Source organism: Brucella sp. BE17 (assembly GCF_039545455.1).
GTDB lineage: Bacteria > Pseudomonadota > Alphaproteobacteria > Rhizobiales > Rhizobiaceae > Brucella.
On sequence record NZ_CP154467.1, the window covers coordinates 1423849 to 1450035 of the forward strand.

Genomic DNA, 26187 nt, shown 5'->3' on the forward strand with positions numbered 1-26187 from the left:
TCTACAGCGCCTTCACAGCGATTTTTTCCGCAGACGCTTGTGCCAGCCGGTTGATCAGCGAGTAACGGAACGGCTTTGCGGAAATCTCGAACTGGTCACCCGCTTCAGTCTTCACATTTTCGGAGAAGGACAGAGTAGCTGTACCGAAGAAATGCACATGAATATCGCCCGGACGCCGGAACAACGCATATTTGAAATGATGATGTTCGAGATTGGCAATCGTATGCGACATGTTCGCTTCGCCGGACAGGAACGGCTTTTCAAAAATCACTTCGCCACCACGACGGATGCGTGAGATGCCTTCGACATGATCCGGCAATTCGCCGGTATAAAGTTCGACGCCAAGTGAGGCCTGTCGCAGCTTGGAATGGGCGAGCCAGAGATAATTCTGCTTTTCCGTCACATGATCGGAAAACTCGTTGGCGAGACAAAAGCCGAGCCGGTACGGCGTGCCATCCGGGCCGATCAGATAAATACCGGCCAGTTCCGGCTCCTCGCCGCCATCCTCTGCAAAGGAGGGTGAAACGAGTTCGCCGCCCGATGCGACCAGCGCCGAGCCGTCACCCTTATAAAACCATTCTGGCTGCACACCGCTCTCGCCGGGTTTCGGCTTCCCGCCCTCAACGCCCATCAAAAACATGCGCATGGAATCGGTCGGCTTTTCAGCAGCCTGAGCCGCCTTATGCATCTTATCGCGCCCATCGGCCGAACCCAGATGCGTGAGGCCGGTGCCTGCAACGATCAGATGTGCGGGATCTGTATGCGTGATCGGCAAACCGACGCGACCCTCCGCAAGGGCTGCATCGATATCGACGGCTTCGCCCAAGCCCGTGCGCTCGACCTGCTCGGCAAGACTGATTCTTGCCGAAATGGCTGCCCATGCCAACTCGTAGGTCGTCGTTACACCCTTGACGATGTGTGCCGCGCCCTCATCATCGCAGGCAGCCACAAGCATTTCTCCGCTGACATCGCGGAATTGGATCAGACGTAGCATTGAGCCTCCCATTTTCCGCAAAATCCATGCGGAGCATTCTTATAGCCGCGCGAAAACACACGTTTGTTCTCGGCTGCCTATTTTCATTAATATGACTATTTTGCCAAGCATCATTTTGTCAAGCAAGGCGAACAGCCCATTCACTACGACCCGTCGAAAACGACCGTAGCGCCCATATTAAATATTTGATACTTCTATACAATTCGAAAAAATGCACGTTTGTCGCACCCTTGAATTTTGGGATGAAGACGAAATATGCTTGCCATAAAGTAATATTATATGCTTCATAAACGTGAAGGCCGGGAGGGCCTTTTTGGGAGGAAACATCATGAAATACCGTCTGACGGCCCTGACGGCCGCTCTCACGCTTACCCTGATTTCCAGCGCATCCGCCGCTTCGCTGACGGTTGGCTTTTCGCAGGTCGGCTCTGAATCGGGCTGGCGCGCCGCTGAAACCAGTATCACCCGGCAGGAAGCCGAAAAACGCGGTCATACGCTGAAATTTGCCGATGGGCAGCAAAAGCAGGAAAACCAGATCAAGGCCGTACGCGGCTTCATCGCGCAGGGCGTCGATGCCATTCTGATCGCACCCGTGGTCGCAACCGGCTGGGATGCGGTTTTGAAAGAAGCTCAGGAAGCAGAAATTCCGGTTGTGCTGCTTGATCGTCAGATCGATGCGTCGGAAGAGCTTTATCTGACCGCCGTCACTTCGGATCAGGTCCATGAAGGCAAGGTTGCAGGCGACTGGCTGATCAAGGATGTGGGCGATAAAGCCTGCAACGTGGTCGAATTGCAGGGTACAACCGGCTCGTCGCCAGCGATTAATCGCAAAAAGGGCTTTGAGGACGCGATCAAGGACCACGACAACATCAAGATCACCCGCTCGCAGACCGGGGACTTCACCCGCACCAAGGGTAAGGAAGTCATGGAAAGCTTCATCAAGGCCGAAGGCGGCGGCAAGGAAATCTGCGCAGTCTATGCGCATAATGACGATATGGCCGTTGGTGCCATTCAGGCCATCAAGGAAGCGGGCCTCAAGCCCGGAACCGACATCAAAATCGTGTCCATCGATGCGGTGCCGGATATTTTTCAGGCCATGGCGGATGGCGAGGCCAACGCTACGGTGGAACTGACGCCGAATATGGCCGGACCGGCATTCGACGCCATTGAGGCGTTCAAGGACAAGGAAACCGTTCCACCGAAGTGGATCCAGACGGAATCCAAGCTTTATACGCAAGCTGACGATCCCAAGGCCGTGTACGAAGCCAAAAAAGGCCTCGGTTACTGATCTGGGGGTTACTGATCTGGGGTTACTGATCTTCTTTCATCCGAGCTGCATAGTGCAGCCCGGATGATCCCAGCAAGTCATACTGACACTATTGAACCGGAGACTGCCATGGCACGCCCGGAAACAGGCGTTCGACCGATCGAGCCTGCGTCACTTCTTGAAGCCCGCTCGATTACCAAATCCTTTTTAGGCGTGACAGCACTCGATCACGTCGATTTCGCGCTTTCTCGCGGACAAATTCACGCGCTTCTCGGCGAGAACGGCGCGGGAAAATCAACACTCATCAAGATATTGACCGGTGCCTATCATGGCTTTGACGGTTCCATTGTGCTCAACGGCCAGCCAATTGCGCCCTCATCGGTCGCCGAAGCGCAGGCGCTTGGCATCGGCACGGTTTATCAGGAAGTCAATCTGCTTGAAAACCTGAGCGTTGCCGAAAACCTCTATCTCGGACGACAGCCACGTCGGTTCGGTCTTATCGACCGCTCCAGCATGGAAAAAGACGCAACCGTCCTGCTGGCGCGTTATGGTCTCGATATCGATGTCGGCGCACCCTTGTCGGCCTATTCCGTCGCCATCCGCCAAATCATTGCCATTGCACGTGCGGTCGATCTTTCCGGCAAGGTACTGGTGCTCGACGAGCCAACCGCAAGTCTGGATGCGCGCGAAGTCAAGATGCTGTTTGGCATTTTGCAGCAACTAAAAGCGCAAGGGCTTGGCATCATCATTATCACGCATTTTCTCGAACAGGTTTACGCGATTGCTGATTGCGTAACCGTGTTGCGCAATGGAAAGCTTGTCGGCAGCCGTCATCTTTCGGACCTGCCGCGCACCGATCTCATTTCTATGATGCTTGGGCATCAATTGCAGGAAACGGTCAGTCGGCAACTGACCGAAGAGGTCAGCGACAATTCAACCGCCCCTATCCATTTTTCAGGCTTTGGCAAAAAGGGTAGCGTTGCGCCCTTTGATCTTGCCATCAAACCAGGCGAAGCCATCGGCGTTGCGGGCTTACTCGGTTCAGGCCGCACCGAAACCGCACTTTTGATGTTCGGTGTGGATGATGCCGACGCCGGCAGCCTCACCGTGGACGGTAAGGCGATAAAGCTTTCCTCACCCGTAACCGCCATTGCCGAGCGCTTTGCCTTCTGCCCCGAAGAGCGCAAGAGCGATGGCATCATCGGCGATTTTTCGGTCGCCGAAAATATTGCGCTCGCAGTCCAGGCCAAGCGCGGCTGGTCGAAACCCTTGTCCGCACGCGAAAAGGCCACATTGGCAGAACGTTATATCAAGACACTCGACATCCGTCCGCCCGATCCCGACAAACCCATCAAGCTTCTGTCGGGCGGCAATCAGCAGAAGGCCATTCTGGCGCGCTGGCTTGCCACCGATCCGCGCCTGCTCATTCTCGATGAGCCGACGCGCGGCATCGATATCGGCGCCCATGCAGAAATCCTCAAACTCATCGGGGAACTCTGCGCGCAAGGCATGTCGCTGGTCATCATCTCCTCGGAATTCGAGGAACTGGCCGCCGTTGCCAATCGTGTGGTGGTGCTTTCCGATCGCCGCCACATCGCGGAACTTAACGGCACACAAATCACCGCCGACAATATCGTGCGCGCAATTGCCGAAACCGGCCCCGCAAATGAGGCCGCTGCATGATGACATCTATTGGTAGAAAACTGAAAAGGCTAAGCCCGCAACTCGCAGCGCTAGCGCTCATTCTGGCAGCAAACACCATCATCTCGCCAGGCTTTTTGAATATATCGTTCCAGAATGGGCGCCTCTACGGCAGTCTGATCGATATTCTCGTGCGTGCGGCACCCGTTGCAATCCTCGCCATCGGCATGACATTGGTCATCGCCACACGCGGCATCGACCTTTCGGTCGGCGCGGTCATGGCGATCAGCGGTGCGACGGCAGCCTCGCTCATCGTCGCAGGCTATCCGCTCGCTATTATCATTCCCGTGGCCCTCGGCACGGGGCTTTTATGCGGGTTGTGGAACGGCTTTCTCGTTGCCGTCTTCGACATTCAACCGATCATCGCAACGCTTATCCTGATGGTGGCCGGACGCGGTATTGCGCAGTTGATCACCGAAGGCGTGATCCTCACCTTCAACAATGATTCCTTTGCAGCGCTGGGTTCCGGATCATTCTTAGGCATGCCTCTCCCTGTACTGATCTGGATTTTTGCAGGGCTTGCCGTGGGACTGATCGTGCGTTCCACAGCGCTCGGTTTTCTGATCGAGGCTACCGGCATCAACCGCCGAGCGGCAATGCTGGCAGGTGTCAAGGCGCGGTTTCTTTTGTTCAGCGTCTATGCCGTGTCAGGACTGGGAGCAGCACTTGCAGGACTGATCGCCACTGCCGACATCCGGGGTGCCGATGCCAATAATGCCGGTCTGTGGCTTGAACTCGACGCTATTCTCGCGGTCGTCATTGGCGGCACATCGCTGAATGGCGGACGCTTCTCGATCATGGCTTCCTTGCTGGGAGCGCTCATCATCCAGTCGATCAATACCGGCATTCTGATGGCTGGCTTTCCGCCGGAATTCAACCTGATCATCAAGGCAGGCATTATCATCATCGTTTTGACCTTCCAGTCGCCAGCTCTGGTACACCTCATCACCTTCCTGCGCTTCGAGCGCAAAAAACAGACGGGAGCACGATCATGAGAGTGCTTCGCAATTTGCCGTTTCTCACCACGGTGGCAATTTTTCTGCTCGCCTACGCGCTCTGCGTCATCCAGTTTCCAAACATGCTCTCGACGCGGGTGATTGGCAATCTTTTGACCGACAACGCTTTTCTCGGCATCGCGGCGGTGGGTATGACATTCGTGATCCTGTCGGGCGGCATTGATCTCTCGGTCGGCTCGGTGATTGCCTTCACCAGCGTTTTCGTCGCCGTAACCGTCGGCCAGCTCGGCCTGCATCCGCTCATCGCCTTCGCGCTCATTCTGGTGATTGCCGCCCTTTTTGGGGCATGGATGGGCATGATGATCCATTATCTTGGTATCCCGCCTTTTGTAGCAACGCTTGCGGGCATGTTTCTGGCGCGTGGCGCCGCCTTCCTGATTTCGACGCAATCCGTGCCGATCTCCCATCCTTTCTTCAACACATTGCAGGGATTGTATTTCCGCCTGCCCGGCGGCGGGCGGCTGACTTTCATCGCCATGCTGATGCTGGCGATCTTCATCATTGGCGGCATCATCGCGCATCGCACGCGTTTTGGGGCCAACATCTATGCGCTGGGCGGCAATGCGCAATCAGCAGAACTGATGGGGGTTCCAATCGCGCGCACCACCATCGGTATTTACACGATGTCGGGGCTTCTTTCGGGCCTCGCGGGCATCGTCTATACGCTCTACACCTCGTCGGGCTATTCACTGGCAACGGTGGGCGTTGAACTCGACGCCATTGCCTCGGTCGTCATCGGCGGCACGCTTTTGACCGGTGGCGCCGGGCTTGTGGCCGGAACTTTCGTCGGTATTTTGATCCAGGGGCTGATACAAACCTATATTGTTTTTGACGGAACCCTGTCTTCATGGTGGACAAAAATTGCAATCGGCATATTGCTCTTCCTGTTCATTGCGCTACAGCGGGGACTTGTGTGGTTTTCCGATTTGAGAATAGCTCGGCAACGCATGAGGGAGGCCTGAATTGGGACTACTGGAGACAGCGATAACCGGGCGCAAGCGGCATAACAGCCACGCCATTGTCGTGGGTGATCTGGGGCGCGGGATTGTCGCAGGAACGATTGCGGAAGATTCGATCCTTCCCGGCGATAATGAATTGTCGCTGCGCTTCGGGGTTTCGCGCACGGTTTTGCGTGAAGCAATGAAGACACTGGCCGCCAAGCGGCTGATTGAACCCAAGGCCAAGGTTGGCACCCGGGTTCTGGGTCATGAAAGCTGGAATTTCTTTGACCCCGATGTCCTGACATGGCGTTTTGAAGCAGGCTTTGACGAGGATTTCGTCGATCATCTGGCTGAGATGCGTATGGCGCTGGAACCTGCAGCAGCCGCAGCGGCTGCAGAGCGCGCCAGCAGCGATGAATTTGTCGAACTTTATGCACTGGCAGAAAAATTCGATAATCCGGATCACACGCCCGAATCGATTGCCAATGTCGATCTGGAATTCCATCTCGCAATCGCTCGCATGTCGGGCAACCCGTTCATGCGCTCCGTCAGCGGTCTGATCGAAGCTGCCCTGGCGATTTCGTTCAAACTGTCATCGCCTGCCGCATCACGGGAAGGCATTGCAGAATGTGCCGCCAATCATTTGCGCATTGCCCATGCTATTGCATCGCGTAATCCGCAAAAAGCGCGTGCGGCTATGGAAAGCGTCATCCAGGTTGGCGTCGAACGCATCCGCGAAGCAATCTGAGGCAGGAGTTTCACTCTACGCAATCCGGTCGATCAGGGTCATCGCGGCTTGCGGATTATGCGCCTTGTAACCGCTGATGATATAGAGAAAGACGTCGCGTGCGACGTTATCGGGAATGGGCGGCGTCAAACTTTTCATGCTATCGGGTACGTGACCGACGGCAATCGCATGAGCACGCTTTGCCCACTGATCAAGCCGTTCATCATTATAGCCTTTCGATTCGCGCTGCGTCGTACCCATGATACGCAGATAGGCGAAAGGCGCAGTCATATCGGCAAATTGCGGAAAATCACTGTCACCGGCGATCACCACCGCCACACCATATTTTCGCAGCAAGGCGATGAAATTCGTTGAATTGAAACTGTCATGGCGCACTTCGACAGCATGACGCAGATCAATGCCATCGACGGATTTGGGCAGCAATTTCAAAAATGCCTCGAAATCAACTGGATCAAATTTCTTGGTTGCCATGAACTGCCAGTTGATGACGCCGAGCTTTTCCTTGAGTTCTGTCACCCCGCCAGTCAGAAACTTTTCGATGCTGGCACCTGCTTCTGCCAACACGCGGCGATTGGTGGAAAAGCGCGGCGCTTTGAGCGAAAACACAAAGCCGTCAGGCGTTTCATCACGCCATCGTGCGAAAGTCTGCGGTTTCTGCGGACCATAATAGGTTGAATTGACCTCAATGGAGGTGAGCTTGCCTGATGCATATTCGAGCTGACGCTTTTTGGCGAGTTTTTCTGGATAAAAGCTTTCATCCCACGGCTCATAGGCCCAGCCGCCGATCCCGACATATATTTTACCTTTATCCACCCTAGTCATTGGCCCCTCCCGCCATACCTTTGCAACATAAGATCATCTGATTTGGTCATTATGTGTGCTCCGTGCTCATATGCATATAGTCACGATATCAACATGCTAATCATACTAACATGGGAGAATCCGGCCCGATGACAAGCCAATCCAATTCGCGCCACGGTGGTCAGGTTTTGGTGGATGCATTACGCATTCACGGCGTGAAACGCGTTTTCTGTGTTCCGGGCGAAAGTTATCTGGCAGCGCTCGACGCCTTTTACGATGTTCACGATGAAATCGACCTGATCGTCTGCCGTCAGGAGGGCGGTGCCGCCTATATGGCCGAAGCTTATGGCAAGATGACCGGAAAACCCGGCATCTGCTTCGTCACGCGTGGACCGGGCGCGACCAATGCATCCATCGGTGTGCATACCGCCTTTCAGGATTCGACACCCATGCTGTTGTTCATCGGGCAGGTGGCGAGCGATCAGGTCGAGCGCGAGGCTTTTCAGGAAATTGATTACCGTCGAATGTTCGGCCAGATGGCCAAATGGGTTGTACAGATTGATGATGCGGCACGTATTCCCGAACTTGTTTCCCAAGCCTTTCATCGCGCCGTCAATGGACGCCCCGGCCCGGTCGTGGTGGCGCTGCCCGAAGACATGCTGAGCGCATATGCAACGGTTGACGATGCCCCCGCCTATAAGCTTGTCGAGATGCATCCCGGTGCAGAGCAATTACAGGATATGGCAAACCGCATCGAGAAAGCCGAACGCCCGCTGATGATTGTCGGCGGTGGCGGCTGGAACAGCGAAGCGGTCGCAAATTTACAGACATTCGCAGAAAACATGCATCTGCCGGTCGCGACCTCGATCCGCTGTCAGGACATGTTCGACAATACGCATCCGCTTTATGCCGGTGAAATGGGCACCTCAATCAGCCCAAAACTGGCACAGCGCGTGCGCGATGCCGATCTTCTGGTGGTGGTCGGTGCTCGTCTGGGCGAAATGACCACACAGGGCTATGAACTCATAGATATTCCGGTACCAAAACAAAAGCTCATCCATATTCATCCCGGCGCGGAAGAACTGGGCCGCGTCTATCATGCCGACCTTCCGATCAATGCCAGCATGCCCGCCTTTGCGCGCGCAAGCGCAACCCTGCCAGCTCTTTCAGATCCCCGCGCAAAAGCATGGGCTGCAAGCGTCAATGCCGATTATCGCGCCAATATAGAAACGCCGACGATTCCTGGGCCTGTCCAGATGGGAGAGATCATGGCATGGCTGCGCGAACATTTGCCAAGTGACGCCATCATCACCAATGGTGCAGGCAATTACTCGGCATGGCCGCACCGCTTCTATCAGTATCGCACCTATCGCAGTCAATTGGCACCGACCAACGGTTCGATGGGGTACGGCGTGCCCGCAGCCGTTGCGGCAAAACTCACCGATCCCAAACGCACGGTAGTGGCTTTTGCCGGTGACGGCTGTTTTCTCATGAACGGACAGGAACTAGCGACCGCCGCACAATATGGCGCCAACGCCATCTTTATCGTCATCAATAACGGTATGTACGGCACCATCCGCATGCATCAGGAGCGCAATTATCCCGGTCGCGTATCGGGAACCGACCTTGCCAACCCAGACTTTGCAAGCCTCGCGCGCGCCTATGGGTTGCACGGCGAAACCGTCGAAAACACCGGTGATTTCGCACCCGCCTTTGAGCGGTGCGAACATTCGGGCAAGCCTGCGCTGATTGAAATTCGCATTGATCCCGAAGCACTGTCTCCTAAAATGTCGTTGAGCGAGATGCGTGAGCAAGGACTGGCAAAAAAGAAGCAATAAGCACCAGTTCGCAGAAGGGGCTTATCTACAATATGTAAAACCTCTTCAGGCAGCTTGGATTGGCACACAATGTGGAAATGACAATTCGCTCTTGTTTACGCGAACGCAATTTAAGATGTGTTTATGCGCGGTTTTGTGAAATAATTTTCCTTGTTTATTCTCTGACAAACAGGAATGATCGGCTTTAAGGAGGGCTGGGGAGAAAGATCATCTCGTTGATTGCAACGGGGATCACATCCGGGACCGGCTTTCCATATCATTGAACAAGGAAAACAAACATGTCGTCAGTCCTTTCCCGTTACACGCTGACCCGCCGCGCTGGCTTAAAAGCTCTCGTCTTCACCGCCGCAGCGCTCACCATCAGTTTTGCGCCCGCACCGAGCCACGCAGAAGACAAAACCCTCAAGGTCGGCATCATGGGCGGTGAGGACGAAGACGTCTGGAAAATCGTTGCCGAGGAAGCCAAGAAGCAGGGCCTCATTATCGAGCGCGTCACCTTCAACGATTATAACCAGCCCAATGAGGCGCTTGAGCGCAAGGAAATCGACGCCAACGCTTTCCAGCACAAGCCGTTTCTCGATGAGCAGATCAAGCAGCACGGCTACAAAATCAGCGTCGCCGGTTACACTGCCGTCTGGCCGATCGGCATTTATTCACGCAAGCATAAAAGCCTTGATGAATTGAAGGAAGGGGCTGTTGTCGGCATTCCCAATGATCCATCCAACGAAGGCCGTGCGCTGCGCGTGCTGGAGGAAAAGGGGCTGATCAAGCTTAAGCCCGATGCAGGCATTCTGGCAACGCCTATCGATATTGCCGAGAACCCCAAGAAGATCGAAATCAAGGAACTCGACGCCGGTGTCGTTGGCCGTTCCATTGACGATCTTGATGCGGCAATCGTCAATAATGACTGGGCTGCCAAAGCGGGCCTTAAAAAGGAAGAAGCCATCGGCTGGGAATCGAACGAAAACAATCCCTACAACAACTTCATCGCCGTGCGCACGGAAGATGCGGATGCGGATTGGGTGAAGAAGCTTGTCGCTTCTTTCCAGAACGATGCTGTGAAGGCCGAACTCGACCGCGCCTATAAGGGTACGGGCATTCCGGCCTGGAAATAAACAATCGAAACGAATGAAAGACCGCGCCGGGAACCACTTTCCGGCGCGACTTTTATTGACGTGCCGACAAAAATTGCCCAAAAGCATCGCCAACGGTTTGGCGCTTGCCTTGGCCGCCTTAATCTTTTCCTGAAACCGTATTGAAACCGGTAGCCGCTGTTCAAACCGGCATATCAACACACAGAAGAAACAACCGTGAGCACTGAACCGTCATCCGCCGCATCCGCGCCCCTCGTCGAAATGCAGGACGTGCAGCGCATGTTTGGCGAAACGGCAGCGATCAGCGGTGTATCGCTTTCTGTGGCGCGCGGAGAAATTCTTGGCATTATTGGCCGCAGTGGCGCTGGAAAATCCACACTGATCCGCTGCGTCAACGGCCTTGAAAAGCCCGATTCGGGTATGATCCGCATTGAAGGCCATGAGATCACGGGGCTCACTGAAACGGAGTTGCGCCCCGTTCGCCGCCGCATCGGCATGGTTTTCCAGCACTTCAACCTGCTTTCTGCAAAAACCGTTGCTGGAAATATTGGTTTGCCGCTTAAGATCGCGGGCAAATCGAAGCTCGAACGCGCAAAACGTATCGCAGAACTTCTCGATCTTGTCGGTCTTTCCGATAAAGCAAACCATTATCCGGCACAGCTTTCGGGCGGGCAGAAGCAGCGCGTGGGCATAGCGCGCGCGCTCGCCGCCGAACCCGCTGTTCTGCTCTCGGACGAAGCGACCTCGGCGCTCGACCCCGAAACAACGCAGTCTATTCTGGAACTGCTCAAGGACATCAACACCAAGCTTGGCCTCACCATTCTACTCATCACGCATGAAATGGACGTGATCCGCCGCATCGCCGATCGGGTTATCGTGCTTGATCGCGGTGCGATTGCAGAAGAAGGCCCGGTCTGGAAAGTCTTTGCCAATCCACAATCCCCTGTCACGCAGAGCATGTTGCAGGTGCTGACACCGGAACTGCCGCTCGTCTGGCGCGAGCGCCTCAAAGAGAACGACGGTGAGCTTGCCATTCTCAAGGTAAAATTGTCGGGTGCGGCGGCAAAAGGCGCATTCTTCAGCGACGTCACAACCGCCACCGGCGTCGCACCGCAGCTCATCCATGGTGGCATGGACACCATTCAGGGTGAGCCGGTCGGCACACTTTTCATAGGCCTGCCCGCAACAGACCAAACGAAGCTTGAAGCCGCCATTGGCTATCTCAATACCCATACGGATGCCATGGAGGTGCTCGGCTATGTCTGATGCCATGCTCAATCTTCTCTGGAAGTCATTTTGGGAAACCATGATCATGACCGGCTTTTCAAGCCTGATATCGCTTGTCGTCGGTCTGCCGCTCGCGCTCATCATGATCATGACCGAGCGCGGAGGGCTGGCGCAGAACCTGACCGTCAATTCCATTCTGGGCGCGATCATCAACGGCTTTCGCTCCGTGCCGTTCATCATCCTTCTGGTGGCGCTCATTCCGGTCACGCGCTTTATCGTCGGTACCTCGATTGGTACATGGGCTTCTATCGTGCCGCTCTCAATTGCCGCCATTCCCTATTATGCGCGTATTGCCGAGGTCTCTCTGCGTGAAGTCGACCATGGGCTGGTCGAAGCCGCCCGTTCAATGGGCGCAAGCCGCTGGACCATCATACGCGACGTGCTGGTACCCGAAGCGCTTCCGGGCATCATTGCGGGATTCACGGTCACCATCATCACGCTTATCGGCGCTTCTGCAATGGCCGGAGCCATCGGTGGCGGAGGCTTGGGCGACCTCGCCATCCGTTATGGCTATCAGCGTTTTGAAACACAGATCATGTTTGCGGTGGTCGTGGTTCTCATTATCATGGTCTGCGGCATCCAGTGGATCGGCGATCGCCTGGTCAGCCATCTCGACAAGCGCAATCTACGCGCCTGAAAGCTAAGATAAGACCGTAAATTAACGCTTTCTCTCACGAAAACCCGCTTCCAGCGTGTTGCCATCGGGATCATGGACAAGGGCAGCATAATAGCCCATCTCTTCGGCCCCTTGATAGCCGGGCCTGCTACTATCCGTGCCGCCTGCCTTCATAGCCGCCTCAAAGAAGTCTTGAACAGCCTCGCGACTTGTCGCAGCAAACATCAGATGCAAATGATTACCCGGTTTCATGTCAGCTGAAGCATTGCCATGTGCCGACTGCGAAACAAACATAAACGGCACGGGCGCCCTTTTTCCGCCATTGATGAAGAAACCACTGCTAGAGCGGGCAATCAAACTCAATCCAAGTTTAGGCATGCAGCTTTCATAGAATGAACGGCTGCGCCCGATATTGCTGACTTTGAAAGCGATGTGATCAAACACAGACATATAATAAATATATATCGCATCGTGATAAAGAAAAGCGGCCACTGCATTTAAATGCAATAGCCGCTTTTACTAAAACAGGAGACGTTATTGCCACATAAAAAAAGCGGTTATAATCTTTCACTTAGCCGCGCACACGCGCCAGACCGTCCCTGGCAGGCTGGTATTTTGGATCCAGCTGCACGGCACGCGCATAGGATGTCGACGCCTTCGCTTTGTCGCCACGATGCTCATAGACAAGCGCCTGATTAGCCCAGCTTTCCGCCAGATTCTGATTGAGCGTGATGGCCGTATTGAAATCGTCGAAAGCATTGTCATAGTCGTTGAGCGCCACATAGGAAATGCCACGGCCATTATAGGGTTCAGGTGCCGACGAGTTCAGCGAAATGGCCCTCGAAAAATCCTCGATAGCCTGCTTGTGCTGCCCCTTGGCTTGATAGATCAGGCCGCGATTATGATAGGCACGACCATCCGTGGTCTGCAACGCAATAGCCTGATTGAAATCACTCAACGCCTGATCGAGACGCCCGGCCTGTCTGTACACATTGCCACGACCGATATAGGCACCGTCATATTGCGGATTGATCTGGATCGCCTTGCTATAATCCTGCGCCGCTCTGGTGCTGTCGCCAAGGGCACGATAAACAAGCGCGCGATTGGCATAAGCCTGATAGAAATCCGGCTTGAGTGCGATCGCCTGGTCGAAGTCGCGAATCGCTTCCTTGTTGCGTCCGGCACGGCCATAAGCGGAACCGCGAACGTTATAACCTTCCGGGTCACGAGGGTTGCTCTGGATGACGCTGCTGAGCGAACTGATATTTTCAGTGGAACCCTGCGCCCGATCAACTGAGCTTAAAGCCGACATGTTGGAACTCTGACAACCAGCCAGGCTCAATGCCAGAAGCGAACCCGCTATGATCAGACCATGACGCGCGATACGTACTCCACTCACTGTGTCATATCCTGAAGCAATCGTTTCAGGGGGTTGAATCACCTCAAAGCGTGTTGACAACGGCAGCGTTCCTTTTAGTCCATCGAAACGGCAGCGCAGTTGCTCCGTTTCTTTTCAATCATGCACTACACTTCTGAATTGCCGAATGATAACGGGCAGAAGGCGGCAAAAGAACAGTATCATAGAACAGGCCGCATAAAAGATGGCTATTCTAAAGCGTGTTGCATTTTATCGTATTCAGAAGACACGCTTTAAGTTTTTGGTTTTTCGCCTGTGCCAACTATTAATAATCAATTCCACAAATGCAAAATCCGGCGCAGGCCAGAAGCCGCACCGGAAAGCAAAGACATCATCAGGACGACGCCTTATTCGTTTAAGTCGATCAGCGAGCGGGCGCGCTACGGCCGCCGGCAACAAGACCTTCACGCTGTGCGCGCTTGCGAGCCAGCTTGCGGGCGCGACGAACGGCTTCTGCCTTTTCGCGGGCGCGCTTTTCAGATGGCTTTTCATAATGGCCACGCATCTTCATTTCGCGGAAGATACCTTCACGCTGCATCTTTTTCTTGAGAGCGCGGAGAGCCTGATCAACATTATTATCGCGGACGAGTACCTGCACGTGTATTCCCGTATCGGTTAGAATTTCGGATAAGCCTGAGGCCATTCGGGGGTCTTTAAACGCTATCAGCCGGTCAAACCGGCCAAGCAACGCCCTAAGGCTCCCAAGCTTCGCAACTCAAACGCTGCAAATTGGTGCTGGCTATTACCAGAAACAGCACCACCTGTCCACCGCAAGATAGAAGATTCACGGCTATTCGATGTGAAATAGCTCATTCTTCCGGTGGTTCCTCATTCTTCCGGCGGTTCAATGACCGCAATGGTCAGCCAGGTCGCCGTCAAGGCGGGCTTGAGCGCGTTTTCAATCTCCAGAGTCACATCGTAATAATTGACCACACGGCCCGAGGGGCGGATATCGGCATTGGCCAATTTGAAACGCCCGCGCACCCGCGCACCGGTCTTGACCGGCGATAGAAAGCGTACCTTGTCGAATCCGTAATTGATTCCCATCGTAGCCCCCTCAAGCATCGGCAAGGCGTCATAAGCCAGCGTCGAAAGCAGAGAAAGCGTCAGGAAGCCATGTGCGATGGTGCCACCAAACGGCGTTTCAGTCGCCGCCCGCTCTGGATCGACATGGATAAACTGGTGATCATCCGTCGCATCGGCGAACTGGTTGATCATCGCCTGCGTGACTTCGCGCCACTGCGAACATCCGATCTCTGTACCTATTGCAGCGCGCAACTGGTCGAGCGTAATGGGATCTTTCATGCGTCGGCTTTTCCCTGTTGCTGTTCTCTCCATACTCTCTTTAACCGTTCAGGCCGCATCGGCAAGTCCTATCCCTTGCGCGATTTCACGCCAATGTGCAGCAACACGGCTCGCTCCTTTGTCGGCAAGACGCTCGGAGTGGCCTGGATAGGTATGTCCGCCGCCGATATAACCAAAAGCCGTCATACCGGCTGCCACAGCACCTTCAACGCCAAAGGGCGAATCTTCGATCACCAAGCAACGCGCCGGATCGACACCCATTTTTTCCGCAGCAAACAAAAACAGGTCTGGTGCAGGCTTGCCGCGCTTCACCATGGAAGACGAATAGACAGCCTCACCGAAATAATGGTCGATACCGGTCTTTTTCAGACTAAAGGCAATGCGGTCTGGATGCGAGGATGAACCCACGCAGCGCTTCAACGGCAATTGCTCGAGAAAATCTGCAATCCCCAGCGTTGGTTGCAAGCCCTGCGCAAACAGATCCCGCGTGATCGGCCAGAAGTCGGCTTCGGCCCCATCGGGCAGCCGGTGACCGGTCATATCTTCGATCATTTTCACGATATCGGCAATCTTCATGCCGATGCCCTTGGCCACGGTCCCCTCCGGCAGCGTCATACCGTGATTGGTATAAACCTGCTCGAAGGCCTGACAGGAAAGCGGCTCGCTATCGACGAGCACGCCGTCGCAGTCAAAGATAACCAGATCGAAAGGGGATATGTTCGTCATGAAGGCTCCGGTGGAATGCATATATGTCGCGCAGTTTTCGGGTGCGCACCCGTCTAGGTTCATATAGAGACTGTTCGTCTATTACGCATCCAATTCAACACAAGCGTGACAGATTACCGCCGAATGACGGTGAACGAATTTTGCGGAGAATTTTATGGCGACAAATGTGGCATTGGTCGGACTGGCACGTGATTTACACGAGCGCGCGCAAACCGGCAAACCGATCCGCATCGGACTGATCGGTGCCGGAGAGATGGGCACAGACATCGTCACGCAAGTCGCCCGCATGCCCGGCATCGAAGTCGGCGCACTCTCCGCGCGGCGCGTTCAAAACACGTTCAAAGCTGTGCGCACTGCCTATGGCCAGGACGATAATGCGAAGGAAGCCGAAAACGAGGGCGCCATGACGGCGGCAATCGAATCCGGCAAGATCGCGGTCACGGGCGATAATGATCTTATTCTCTCCAATCCACTGATCGATGTGATCATCGATGCGACCGGCATACCCGAGGTGGGCGCTGCAACCGGCATCAAGGCCATCGAAAACGGCAAGCATCTCGTCATGATGAATGTCGAAGCCGATGTGACCATCGGCCCTTATCTGAAAGCACAGGCAGACAAACAGGGCGTCGTCTATTCACTCGGCGCCGGTGATGAGCCATCATCATGCATGGAACTGATCGAATTCGTCTCGACGCTTGGCTATGAAATCGTTTCAGCCGGCAAGGGCAAGAACAATCCACTCAATTTTGATGCCGTTCCAGATGACTACGCGCAAGAAGCCGACCGCCGGAACATGAATGTGCGGCTCTTGGTGGAATTCATCGACGGCTCAAAGACCATGGTGGAAATGGCAGCCATCGCCAACGCCACTGGCCTTGTGCCGGATATCGCAGGCATGCATGGTCCACGCGCTTCCATCGACCAGTTGAGCAGCACACTTATTCCCCAAGCAGACGGCGGCGTGCTCAATAAAAGCGGTGTGGTGGATTATTCCATCGGCAAGGGTGTATCACCCGGCGTCTTCGTCGTGGCAAAAATGGATCATCCCCGCCTCAACGAGCGTCTGGAAGATCTTAAAATCGGCAAAGGTCCCTATTTTACCTTCCACCGCCCCTATCACCTCACATCGCTCGAAGTACCGCTGACGGTTGCCCGCGTGGTGCTCCATGGCAAGACAGATATGGTGCCTTTGCCAAAGCCGGTCGCTGAAGTCTGTGCGGTTGCCAAGAAAGACATGCAACCCGGCGAACAGCTCGACGCCATTGGGCAGTATTGCTACCGCTCATGGATCATGACGACACCGGAAGCCCGTGCAGCCGATGCAATTCCTTGCGGGCTACTGCAGAATGGCACCGTCAAGGCACCGATCAAAAAGGGTGAGCTCATCACCTATGCCAATGCGGCCCCGCCGTCCGGTTCAAAAATCGCCGAACTGCGCGCCCTGCAAGACAAGATGGTCTACGGCTGATTCCAGATCATTTAAGAAAATAAAAGGCCGGCGTGAAGCCGGCCTTTTATTAGTGCATTCCCAGCAAAAGTGCGAAGCGGTTTTGCGTAGGATAATGCGATAAAACAAATCGATAGAGCGGTTCAGACGTTTCCGTCTAAACCTTGATCGCTCTAGTGATCGAGAGCCTTGACGATATTCTCCACCATCTTCTTGGCGTCAGCGAAAAGCATCATGGTGTTGTCGCGGAAGAACAATTCGTTCTCCACGCCTGCATAGCCCGACCCCATGCCACGCTTGATGAACAAAACCGTTCCAGCCTTATCGACATCGAGAATCGGCATGCCAAAGATCGGCGATTTCGGGTCGGTCTTTGCCGCCGGATTGGTTACGTCATTGGCACCAATCACAAATGCCACATCGGCTGTCGCGAATTCCGAATTGATGTCTTCAAGCTCGAACACCTCATCATAAGGCACATTGGCCTCGGCCAGAAGCACGTTCATATGGCCCGGCATACGACCCGCGACGGGATGGATCGCATATTTTATTTCCACGCCTTCAGCTTTCAGCTTGTCGGCCATTTCACGCAGTGCATGCTGCGCCTGTGCAACCGCCATGCCATAGCCCGGCACAATGATAACCTTTGACGCGTTCTTCATAATGAAGGCGGCATCGTCGGCAGAGCCCTGCTTGACCGGACGTTGTTCGACTTCGCCACTGCTGACGGCCGATGTGTCGCCGCCAAACCCGCCAAGAATGACTGAAATGAACGACCGGTTCATCCCCTTGCACATGATGTAAGAAAGGATGGCGCCCGACGAGCCAACCAGTGCGCCGGTAATGATTAATGCCAGATTGCCCAACGTGAAACCGATGCCCGCCGCAGCCCAGCCCGAATAGGAATTGAGCATTGAGACAACGACCGGCATATCCGCACCACCGATCGGCACAATGATCAAGACGCCGAGAATGAGCGATAGGGCCACGATCAGCCAGAAGACGAAATGGCTTTCGGTATTGACCAGAACGACGACGAGAAGGACGATTGCCGCCGCCAGCCCGGCATTGATGATATGGCGCGAAGGCAACATGATCGGCTTGCCCGACATGCGGCCATCAAGCTTCAGGAAGGCGATGATCGAGCCGGTAAAGGTGATCGAGCCGATAGCGACGCCAAGCGACATTTCTATGAGCGCCTGGGCGTGAATCTGCCCGATCTCGCCAATCCCGAAGGAATGCGGCGAATAGATTGCGGCAGCCGCCACCAGAACGGCGGCCAGACCGATCAAAGAGTGGAAGGCGGCGACGAGCTGCGGCATCGCCGTCATGGCGATGCGTCGCGCGATGACAGCACCAATACCACCGCCAATGCCGATACCGATCAGGATCAGCACCAGTCCGCCGAAGCTCGGGCGCGCCAGCAACAACGTGGTGACGATGGAAATCGCCATACCGATCATACCGTAAGTATTGCCCTGACGGCTGGTGGTCGGATGAGAGAGTCCGCGCAGCGCCAGAATGAAAAGGACGCCGGAGACGAGATAGAGAAAGGCTGCTAAATTGACGGACATACTATTCTACAGCCTCCATCGTGCTGTTCGAAAATTCAACGGAAGCAAATTCGGGATAGGCCTTGCGCAGGATCGCAAGCTGCTGAACCTCGCTGACCCGCACCATATACCAGTTGCCACCATCCAGGACGGCAAGCGTATCCGCTTTGGCGACTATCTTGCCGGTTTCCTCGCTGTTCATGACCGTTTTGGTCGGAATGAGCGCAAAGGGTTCGCCGTTCGAAAGGGTTTCAAATTTGGTCGCGGCAGTATCCATGCCGAAATCTTCCAGCTTTACCGACCCAAGCGCCGCCTTCGTCTGCTGGATAACAACGCCGCGCAGCGTATCGACATCAACATTGGCCTGCTTGGCAATGAACTCCAGCACACGCGGCGGGATCGTGTCTGTGATGCTTTCGTAATCCTCATTACGCATTGCCTTGTCAAAGGAGGCGATGGTGGCTTCGAGCTTCTGCTTCTCCTCAGCCGTCACATCGCGGGCTTGCGCTGCGCTGACCGGCGCGGCCAATAGCAGGACGAGAACGAAAAATCTTGCAAGAACAGTCATCGTCCGTCCTTCTTTCTGTACATGGCGAGCATGCGCTGGGTGACCAGAAAGCCACCGAAAATATTCACACTTGCCAGAATGAGCGCGATGAAACCGAACCCCGTTGCCCAGCCGGAAAGCGAAAGGCCAACGGCCAGAAGTGCTCCGACCACAATCACCGAGGAAATGGCATTGGTGACGGCCATAAGCGGCGTGTGCAGCGCCGGCGTCACTGACCACACCACATAATAGCCCACGAAAATCGCCAGAATGAAAATAGCAAAGCGAAAGATAAACGGATCGATCACACCGCCGCTCGCCGTATGAACGGCGGCAGCGGCAGCATCACCAAGACCGCTTGAATTCTCAGCCGCCTGGCGCACGGCCTCAGCAGCCCTATCGAGACTGTCCAGAGCTTTTTCGAAATTTGTTTCAGCCATTATGCCTCTCCTCCATCAACAGGAGATTTCGGGGAAATTTTGGGCGCTTTTGCCGTCGCCGTAGGCTTTTTGCGAACGGCTTTTGGTTTCGCTGCTTTCGGAGCTGCCGCTTTTGGCTTTATTGTCGGCTTGGCCGGTTTTGCACCATTAGCATCAGACGCTGACGACACGCTGACAAAGGCTGGATGAATGATTGCACCCTGATGAGTAAGCAAAGTTGCCTTTACCAGTTCCTCTTCAGGGTCAATTCTAAGCGCTTTCGCATCCTTGTCGGTGAGCGTTTCGAGGAAAGCGTAAAGATTGCGCGCATAAAGCTGTGAAGCGGTCGCAGCGATCCGACCCGGCACGTTGAGATAGCCGACGATCCGCACCCCGTTCACATCGGCAACCTGACCGGCAACAGCACCTTCGACATTGCCGCCGCGTTCGACGGCGAGATCGACCACCACTGAACCCGGTCGCATCGACGCAACCATGTCCTTTGAGATGAGACGCGGTGCCGGGCGTCCCGGAATGAGTGCGGTCGTGATCACGATGTCCTGCTTGGCGATATGGTCGGCAACCAGCGCCGCCTGCTTCGCCTGATAATCCTGCGACATTTCCTTGGCATAACCGCCTGAGGTTTCCGCCGCCTTGAATTCCTCGTCCTCGACCGCGATGAACTTGGCGCCAAGCGAGGCGACCTGTTCCTTGGCCGCCGGGCGCACGTCGGTCGCCGTCACCACCGCACCGAGCCGCCGCGCAGTAGCAATCGCCTGAAGTCCAGCAACGCCTGCGCCCATCACGAAAACACGCGCAGCAGGAACGGTGCCTGCTGCGGTCATCATCATCGGCATGGCGCGGTCATAGACTTGCGCCGCGTCAATCACAGCCTGATAACCGGCGAGATTGGCCTGCGATGACAAGACGTCCATCACCTGCGCGCGCGTGATGCGCGGCATGAATTCCATCGTGAAAGCTGATATTCCCGCCTTCGCCAGAGACGCCACCGCGTCCTCATGGCCGTAAGGATCGAGCATGGCAAAAAGGGCAGAACCTGATTTATAGGTTTTTATTTCCGCGTTGCCCGGACGGCGTACCTTGAGCACGATGTCTGCCGATCCCGCATCCGCCAGCGTGCCGATACGTGCACCTGCAGCGACAAATTCGGCATCGGGAATCCGCGATTTTTCACCCGCATCCTTCTCGACCACGATATCGAAACCGAGTGCTGCAAATTTCTTCACCGTCTCCGGCGACGCCGCAACGCGGGTTTCGCTTGGATCACTCTCTTTCGGGATGAATAGCGTCTGGGCCAATCTGGTTTCCCTTTCATCTTTTCGTTTGGCATACTTGGCATTTGGCATAATTGCATTTGGGCCTCAGCAAAGATGCCCTTGAAAACTGCGATACAGGCACGCACAAACCCTCAGTACGGTCAAACCATACCAAGGCATTCGATCACATCACGCGGATTATTTCCGGTTCAGTCTATCTCGACGTGAGCTACGATTGCTCTACCGCATAGATCCAAAAATCAGATTTTTGGAAACACAATGCATAGATTCAACAGCTTAGAGCGACCTTTGTGCGTCCAAAAGAACGCACGGCACCCTAAAGAATGAACCAGGCAGCGACACAAACGAGAACGAACACAATGGCTGCGGAGAAAAAACCACCAACGAAAAAGCCGAAAGCCATGGCAGTCATGAGCGCAACAAGTGACACCGTGCCCCATTTGACCAGCACCGTGAACCCTGCATAGGTTTTCTCATGCTCGGAATAATCCATCGGTGCACCAAGCTCAGCCTGCGCCGTCGTATGATGTTCTGCCATTGTCTTCCACCCTCGGTTTCCACCAACATTGCCATGTTAAGCGAAAACATCTCCAATCTTCAATACATGCACGACAAAACCCAATTTTTCGGGAAATCTTTTGTCGCGGCATTCCTCTCCCCGCACGTAGCGGCATAATTTCTTATTACGATGAATTCGTCGCCCGTGCCAGATTTAAATGTTTAGGAGCAAAAGCTTTAAAGGCTATGGCCGCCATCAACCGTTACGATTGTACCAGTCATATAACGGCTCGCATCTGACGCCAGCATCAGAACGACACCGTCCAGGTCGTTGGGTTCACCCAGACGGCGCAGAGGATTGCGGCCCTTGAAATAACCTGCTGCCGGGCCGCTCAACTGTTCCTCGTTGATTCGCGTCGGAAACCAGCCCGGCGCGATGGCATTGACGCGGATATCATGCTGCGCCCATTCCAGCGCCAGTGCCTTCGTCATCTGGGCAATGCAGGCTTTGGTCATGGCATAGACGGCGGCCCCCTTCTGCGGACGCTCGCCCAGAATACTGGTCGTATTGACAACAGCACCGCCCTTGCCGTTTGCGATCATGCGGCGCGCTGCTTCCTGTGCCACGAAAAAGGCACCAGCTACGTTCACCTCGAACATATGGTCAAGCATGTCGCGCGTGGTATCTATGGCGCGCGCCATATGCGCGACGCCAGCATTGTTGAACAGCATGGAAACAGGGCCAAAGCGGCTTTCCGCTTCATCAAATGCTGTGACGATCTCGTCCGGGCGGGTAACATCCGCCATGATTTCCAACACCTCGCCGCCCGACGGACACAGGCTTTCGCCTGCCTGCGTGCGCGAAATCGATACGACCCGTGCGCCATGACCGGCCAGAACATGAACCATGCGCAGGCCGAGCCCCGACGAACCGCCGGTTACCGCTATAACCTTGTCACGGACGGAAAAAATCTCATTGTCAGCCATAAATCCCCTCAATGGCGTTCCGGTGGCATTCCCGTAGCGTTCCTGCATATGTGTCTTAGTAGAGCTTCCCTTTTATGATTTGAACCCGCACAAAAGCAAAAACACGATAATCATTGCCGATTGCGCCTTCTACAACACAGCGATAAGGATCGATAATGACCAGCACCAACCGGTAGATATGAAACAATGCCGAAGCCTCTTCCCCTCATTGCCGTGCCCACCGACGTACAACGATTTGAAAACTACACCTGGCACGCAGCACCAGATCAATATCTGGAAGCCGCCATCGACGTTGCCGACGTGACACCGCTTCTCGTGCCCAGCTTCGGTAACAGGATCGATTTCGATGCCATTCTCGACGCTGTGGACGGCGTTTTGGTCACCGGTGCGAAATCGAACGTCAATCCAGCCCTTTACGGCGTGGAGCCAAATCCGGCATTCGAACCCTATGACGATGCCCGTGACGCCACATCACTGCCATTGATTCGCGCGGCTATCGAGAAGGGCGTGCCGCTGCTGGCCATCTGTCGGGGCATTCAGGAACTCAACGTTGCGCTCGGCGGTACACTTGCCACCGAGATCCAGGCGCTGGAGGGACGAATGGATCACCGTGCCCCGCAATCAGACAAACAGCACGAACGCTTCGCCATCCAGCATCCGGTGACAATCAAGCCCACTTCCTGCCTGGGACAAATCCTCAAGCAAGAAAGCGTAGAAGTGAATTCCGTTCACCGTCAGGCAATCGACCGGCTCGCGCCGCGTCTTGCCGTGGAAGCTGTCGCAAAAGACGGTACGGTCGAAGCGGTCTCCGTCACCGATGCAAAAGGGTTTGTCGTCGGCGTTCAGTGGCACCCGGAATATTGGGCTGCAACCGATGCCCCCTCGCGTAAAATCTTCGAAGCATTTGGCAAAGCCGTACGCAAACACAAGGCAGAGCGGAAGAGCTGAACCTATCGCTTTACATGTACCGTCTCAGGCACCGGCGTGATGGCCTTTCCTGTATCGAACCATGAAATGAGGTTGTCGATCACCAGATCCGCCATGGCCTGACGGGTTTTGTGCGATGCGGAGGCGATATGCGGTAGCAACACCGTATTGGGCGCATCCAAAAGACCCTGTAGCACCGACGGCTCATTGGTGAAGACATCAAGACCAGCTGCCGCAATAGTACCGTTATTCAGGGCGGCGATCAGCGCCTCATCATCGACCAGCGTCCCGCGCCCGACATTGATCAGCACACCGTCAGGGCCAAGCGCCTCCAGCACTTTTGCATTGACGGCACGCGCCGTTTCCGCCCCGCCAGGTGCCACCAGAATGAGCGTGTCGACCGCCTTGGCAAGGTCCAGAAGACTTGGATAATAATCATAAGCAACGCCATCGGCCTTGCGTCGATTGTAATAGGCCACCGGCAGACCGAACGCCTCGACGCGGTGGGCAACGGCCTTGCCAATGCGACCCAGACCGAAAATCCCGACGCTGCGCCCGCGCAGCGACAATCTGGAGAGCGGATAACGACCCTCCTTCTCCCAGCGCCCGGCGCGCAGATACGCTTCAGACTTTGTCAGTTCACGCACCGTATCAATCAGCAGGCCGATAGCAGTGTCGGCTACCTCATCCGTCAACACATCAGGCGTGTTGGTAACCATGACATTGTGGCTGGCGGCGTGGCTGGCATCGACAACGTCATAGCCGACACCGAAATTGCCGATAACTTCCAGATTAGGCAAGGCATCAATAAATCCGGCATTGATGGTCGACATACTGGCAATACCGCGAACATTTCCAGCCCAGACCGCATCCAAAAGTGCGGCATCGCCGCGCGCGATCCTCTCGACCAAAAACTCCCGCGACAATCGCTCGACGGCGTAATCGTCGAAATTACCGACCACCAGAACGGTCGCATTGCGCTTGGTCATGATCATCATCCTCCGGCATGTTCTACAAATGGCGACGTGCGCAAGACGCAATCATCACCGAATTCATCAGGCGTGTTTGGGTTTTGATGTCGATTGCCTTATGTGCAGTTCCGGCTTGATCAACTCCTGCTTGGAAGCCACGTCGATGCCATTCAACTGATCGAGAAGCGCACGTGCCGCGCGCCGCCCCACTTCGCGCTGACCGTTCCAGACCGTGGTCAGTGCCGGTGTCGCGATCGCCGCCTCCTCCAGATCGTCGTAGCCGGTCACCGAAATATCCTCGCCCGGCACCAGTCCGGCGCGGGCAATACCGTTCATCAGACCAATGGCTGTCAGATCGTTCCAGCATACTGCCGCTGTCGGCTTGTCTTTCAAGGCCAGAAACTGTGGCGCAACCTCAAACCCTGCGTGTTTGGTACGCGGCCCGGCAATGCGCCAGTCGGCGCGCACATCGAGCCCGGCCTTTTCCATCGCCTGGACATAACCGTGATAACGGTCGCGTCCGGTCGATGTTTGGTCGGTGCCACCGATCATGGCAATACGCGTGTGCCCCAGCGATATCAGATGATTGGTGGCAAGCCCGATACCGTAAGCATCATCGCCACGGAAAACCGGCGCATGAACGCCTTCAACACTGCGCGCAATGAAAACGACCGGCAGCCCGTTGTCCTCGGCAAGCTTGATATCCTCCGGCGGCGTCCCGATGGCTGGCGACATGATCACCCCGTCCGCACCAAGCTGCAGGAGCGTGTCCATGAAGGTTCGCTGCTTTTCAAGCTGATCATAATGGTTGGAAAGAAGGAATGTCTGGCGCGAGCGGTCAAGCTCTGATTCGATCGATTTCAGGATTTCCGCGAAGAACGGATTCATGATGTCGTGAACGACAACCCCGATAATACCTGATCGCGACGTGCGCAGACTGGCGGCCCGGCGATTATAGATATAACCGATTGCCCGGGCGTGTTCCTTGATCTTGTCGCGCGTCTGGTCGGCCACAAGCGGGCTGTCACGCAACGCAAGCGAGACGGTTGCCGTCGAAACGCCGAGCGCGTCGGCGATGGTCGATAGCTTGATTTTCTGGGCCAAAACGCCTCCCCAAACGATCTATAGATGGAAGACGCGTCAAAATCGAACAGCGCGTCATCCCCATCACTCGAAGGGTTATGCCATTGCAATTATTGAATTGAAAGTATTTTTGGCAAGCTGGCACCGCGATGCGCTATTCAACCTCATCGTCGTCTGTATCAATGGTCGCATCATCGACCAGTCGCGACAGGCCACGCAGCGCAAGATTACCTTCCACACGCCCCAGCATCTTCAGCAACGCCTTGCGTTCCTTCTTGTCGAGACCCTTGAGCATATCCTTTTCCGTCTTGCGAATGGATTTCTCGATGGCCCTGATCGTCTCCAGACCGAGCTGGGTGAGATAGACATGCGACTGACGCTGATCGGTTTCCGATGCGCGTTTGGTGACAAAACCCTGTCCCTGCAAACGGGCAATGGTCTTGGTGATGGTCGGTGGACGCACGCCGAGGCGCTGCGCCAGAACACCGGGGGAAAGGCCATCATCGGCCGCCAGCTGCAGCATGACCGCATCCTGCCCGGCGTAAAGCCCCTGTTGCAGAAGCCGTGTCGCCAGCACTGTTCTCGTTAGCCGCGCCACGGATTGCAGTCGGTAAAGCACAGCCACCTTATTATCCTTGTTCATCGCCCATCGCCCCTTGTTGCGACTTCATTTGGTCGTTCCATCGACACTTTCAGCATTGTT

Annotated in this window: 27 protein-coding genes; 11 read left to right on the top strand and 16 right to left on the bottom strand. The window is 55.2% G+C overall.

Annotated elements, in window-relative coordinates:
- Position 1: 1 nt before the first annotated feature.
- Entirely contained in the window at positions 2-994 is a 993-nt protein-coding gene (araD1, locus tag AAIB41_RS06905; protein WP_343312574.1) for an AraD1 family protein, read from the bottom strand.
- 328 nt (positions 995-1322) lie between these two features.
- Here araD1 and ytfQ point away from each other — a divergent pair, with 328 nt between their 5' ends.
- The 5 genes from ytfQ to AAIB41_RS06930 all read left to right on the top strand — a co-directional run bounded on the left by ytfQ (position 1323) and on the right by AAIB41_RS06930 (position 6667).
- On the top strand, positions 1323-2282 hold the full coding sequence (gene ytfQ / locus AAIB41_RS06910; protein WP_343312575.1) for a galactofuranose ABC transporter, galactofuranose-binding protein YtfQ: 960 nt from the start codon (positions 1323-1325) through the stop codon (positions 2280-2282).
- Between the two features lie 108 nt (positions 2283-2390).
- Complete coding sequence (locus AAIB41_RS06915; RefSeq protein WP_343312576.1) at positions 2391-3944, top strand: sugar ABC transporter ATP-binding protein; 1554 nt, start codon at positions 2391-2393, stop codon at positions 3942-3944.
- A complete protein-coding gene (locus tag AAIB41_RS06920; RefSeq protein WP_343312577.1) occupies positions 3941-4957 on the top strand; it encodes an ABC transporter permease in 1017 nt (338 codons plus the stop codon). The genes AAIB41_RS06915 and AAIB41_RS06920 overlap by 4 nt, the downstream gene beginning before the upstream one ends.
- Positions 4954-5940: a galactofuranose ABC transporter, permease protein YjfF gene (gene yjfF / locus AAIB41_RS06925; RefSeq protein ID WP_343312578.1), complete on the top strand. Its 987-nt coding sequence runs from the start codon at positions 4954-4956 to the stop codon at positions 5938-5940. Before AAIB41_RS06920 ends, yjfF begins: the two co-directional genes overlap by 4 nt.
- 1 nt (position 5941) lies before the next feature.
- A complete protein-coding gene (locus tag AAIB41_RS06930) occupies positions 5942-6667 on the top strand; it encodes a FadR/GntR family transcriptional regulator (protein ID WP_343312579.1) in 726 nt (241 codons plus the stop codon).
- Between the two features lie 15 nt (positions 6668-6682).
- Here AAIB41_RS06930 and AAIB41_RS06935 read toward each other — a convergent pair whose 3' ends face one another.
- Complete coding sequence (locus tag AAIB41_RS06935) at positions 6683-7489, bottom strand: DUF72 domain-containing protein (RefSeq protein WP_343312580.1); 807 nt, start codon at positions 7487-7489, stop codon at positions 6683-6685.
- Positions 7490-7617: 128 nt separating this feature from the next.
- Between AAIB41_RS06935 and AAIB41_RS06940 the strand changes: the two genes are divergently transcribed.
- The 4 genes from AAIB41_RS06940 (at position 7618) to AAIB41_RS06955 (ending at position 12324) form a co-directional block, all read left to right on the top strand.
- Positions 7618-9306, top strand: coding sequence for a thiamine pyrophosphate-binding protein (locus tag AAIB41_RS06940; protein WP_343312581.1), 1689 nt, complete (start codon positions 7618-7620; stop codon positions 9304-9306).
- Positions 9307-9584: 278 nt separating this feature from the next.
- Positions 9585-10421 (top strand): MetQ/NlpA family ABC transporter substrate-binding protein, encoded by an 837-nt coding sequence (locus tag AAIB41_RS06945; RefSeq protein WP_343312582.1) that lies wholly within the window; start codon positions 9585-9587, stop codon positions 10419-10421.
- 240 nt (positions 10422-10661) lie between these two features.
- Positions 10662-11666 carry a methionine ABC transporter ATP-binding protein gene (locus AAIB41_RS06950; RefSeq protein WP_343314692.1) on the top strand — a complete coding sequence of 335 codons (1005 nt, stop codon included), beginning with the start codon at positions 10662-10664 and terminating at the stop codon, positions 11664-11666.
- Positions 11659-12324 (top strand): methionine ABC transporter permease, encoded by a 666-nt coding sequence (locus AAIB41_RS06955; RefSeq protein WP_343312583.1) that lies wholly within the window; start codon positions 11659-11661, stop codon positions 12322-12324. The genes AAIB41_RS06950 and AAIB41_RS06955 overlap by 8 nt, the downstream gene beginning before the upstream one ends.
- A gap of 21 nt (positions 12325-12345) precedes the next feature.
- On the opposite strand, the gene AAIB41_RS06960 is transcribed toward AAIB41_RS06955, so the two are convergent.
- From AAIB41_RS06960 to AAIB41_RS06980, 5 genes are all read right to left on the bottom strand, one after another.
- A complete protein-coding gene (locus AAIB41_RS06960) occupies positions 12346-12753 on the bottom strand; it encodes a VOC family protein (RefSeq protein WP_343314693.1) in 408 nt (135 codons plus the stop codon).
- 121 nt (positions 12754-12874) lie between these two features.
- Positions 12875-13645, bottom strand: a complete 771-nt coding sequence (locus tag AAIB41_RS06965; protein WP_343314694.1) for a tetratricopeptide repeat protein — start codon at positions 13643-13645, stop codon at positions 12875-12877.
- 439 nt (positions 13646-14084) lie between these two features.
- On the bottom strand, positions 14085-14318 hold the full coding sequence (rpsU, locus tag AAIB41_RS06970; RefSeq protein WP_173193307.1) for a 30S ribosomal protein S21: 234 nt from the start codon (positions 14316-14318) through the stop codon (positions 14085-14087).
- Between the two features lie 230 nt (positions 14319-14548).
- The gene (locus tag AAIB41_RS06975; RefSeq protein ID WP_343312585.1) at positions 14549-15025 is read right to left on the bottom strand and encodes a MaoC family dehydratase; all 477 of its coding nucleotides are present in this window, start codon (positions 15023-15025) and stop codon (positions 14549-14551) included.
- A 48-nt stretch (positions 15026-15073) separates the two neighbouring features.
- A complete protein-coding gene (locus AAIB41_RS06980) occupies positions 15074-15751 on the bottom strand; it encodes an HAD family phosphatase (protein ID WP_343312586.1) in 678 nt (225 codons plus the stop codon).
- A gap of 154 nt (positions 15752-15905) precedes the next feature.
- Between AAIB41_RS06980 and AAIB41_RS06985 the strand changes: the two genes are divergently transcribed.
- Positions 15906-17222 carry a 1-deoxy-D-ribulose 5-phosphate reductoisomerase gene (locus AAIB41_RS06985; protein WP_343312587.1) on the top strand — a complete coding sequence of 439 codons (1317 nt, stop codon included), beginning with the start codon at positions 15906-15908 and terminating at the stop codon, positions 17220-17222.
- 152 nt (positions 17223-17374) lie between these two features.
- Here the strand turns inward: AAIB41_RS06985 and AAIB41_RS06990 are convergent, their stop codons facing one another.
- The 6 genes from AAIB41_RS06990 to AAIB41_RS07015 form a co-directional block, all read right to left on the bottom strand.
- Positions 17375-18775 (bottom strand): NAD(P)(+) transhydrogenase (Re/Si-specific) subunit beta, encoded by a 1401-nt coding sequence (locus AAIB41_RS06990; protein WP_343312588.1) that lies wholly within the window; start codon positions 18773-18775, stop codon positions 17375-17377.
- Position 18776: 1 nt separating this feature from the next.
- A complete protein-coding gene (locus AAIB41_RS06995; RefSeq protein ID WP_343312589.1) occupies positions 18777-19322 on the bottom strand; it encodes a hypothetical protein in 546 nt (181 codons plus the stop codon).
- A complete protein-coding gene (locus AAIB41_RS07000) occupies positions 19319-19741 on the bottom strand; it encodes a proton-translocating transhydrogenase family protein (RefSeq protein WP_343312590.1) in 423 nt (140 codons plus the stop codon). Before AAIB41_RS07000 ends, AAIB41_RS06995 begins: the two co-directional genes overlap by 4 nt.
- Positions 19741-21039, bottom strand: a complete 1299-nt coding sequence (locus AAIB41_RS07005) for a Re/Si-specific NAD(P)(+) transhydrogenase subunit alpha (protein ID WP_343312591.1) — start codon at positions 21037-21039, stop codon at positions 19741-19743. The genes AAIB41_RS07000 and AAIB41_RS07005 overlap by 1 nt, the downstream gene beginning before the upstream one ends.
- 295 nt (positions 21040-21334) lie before the next feature.
- On the bottom strand, positions 21335-21556 hold the full coding sequence (locus AAIB41_RS07010; RefSeq protein WP_343312592.1) for an aa3-type cytochrome c oxidase subunit IV: 222 nt from the start codon (positions 21554-21556) through the stop codon (positions 21335-21337).
- A 197-nt stretch (positions 21557-21753) separates the two neighbouring features.
- Complete coding sequence (locus AAIB41_RS07015; protein WP_343312593.1) at positions 21754-22503, bottom strand: SDR family oxidoreductase; 750 nt, start codon at positions 22501-22503, stop codon at positions 21754-21756.
- 186 nt (positions 22504-22689) lie between these two features.
- Between AAIB41_RS07015 and AAIB41_RS07020 the strand changes: the two genes are divergently transcribed.
- Positions 22690-23451 (top strand): gamma-glutamyl-gamma-aminobutyrate hydrolase family protein, encoded by a 762-nt coding sequence (locus AAIB41_RS07020; RefSeq protein ID WP_343312594.1) that lies wholly within the window; start codon positions 22690-22692, stop codon positions 23449-23451.
- 2 nt (positions 23452-23453) lie between these two features.
- On the opposite strand, the gene AAIB41_RS07025 is transcribed toward AAIB41_RS07020, so the two are convergent.
- From AAIB41_RS07025 to AAIB41_RS07035, 3 genes are all read right to left on the bottom strand, one after another.
- Positions 23454-24419, bottom strand: coding sequence for a 2-hydroxyacid dehydrogenase (locus AAIB41_RS07025; protein ID WP_343312595.1), 966 nt, complete (start codon positions 24417-24419; stop codon positions 23454-23456).
- A 66-nt stretch (positions 24420-24485) separates the two neighbouring features.
- On the bottom strand, positions 24486-25505 hold the full coding sequence (locus tag AAIB41_RS07030; protein WP_343312596.1) for a LacI family DNA-binding transcriptional regulator: 1020 nt from the start codon (positions 25503-25505) through the stop codon (positions 24486-24488).
- A 133-nt stretch (positions 25506-25638) separates the two neighbouring features.
- Positions 25639-26127 (bottom strand): MarR family transcriptional regulator, encoded by a 489-nt coding sequence (locus AAIB41_RS07035; protein WP_343312597.1) that lies wholly within the window; start codon positions 26125-26127, stop codon positions 25639-25641.
- Between the last annotated feature and the right edge of the window lie 60 nt (positions 26128-26187).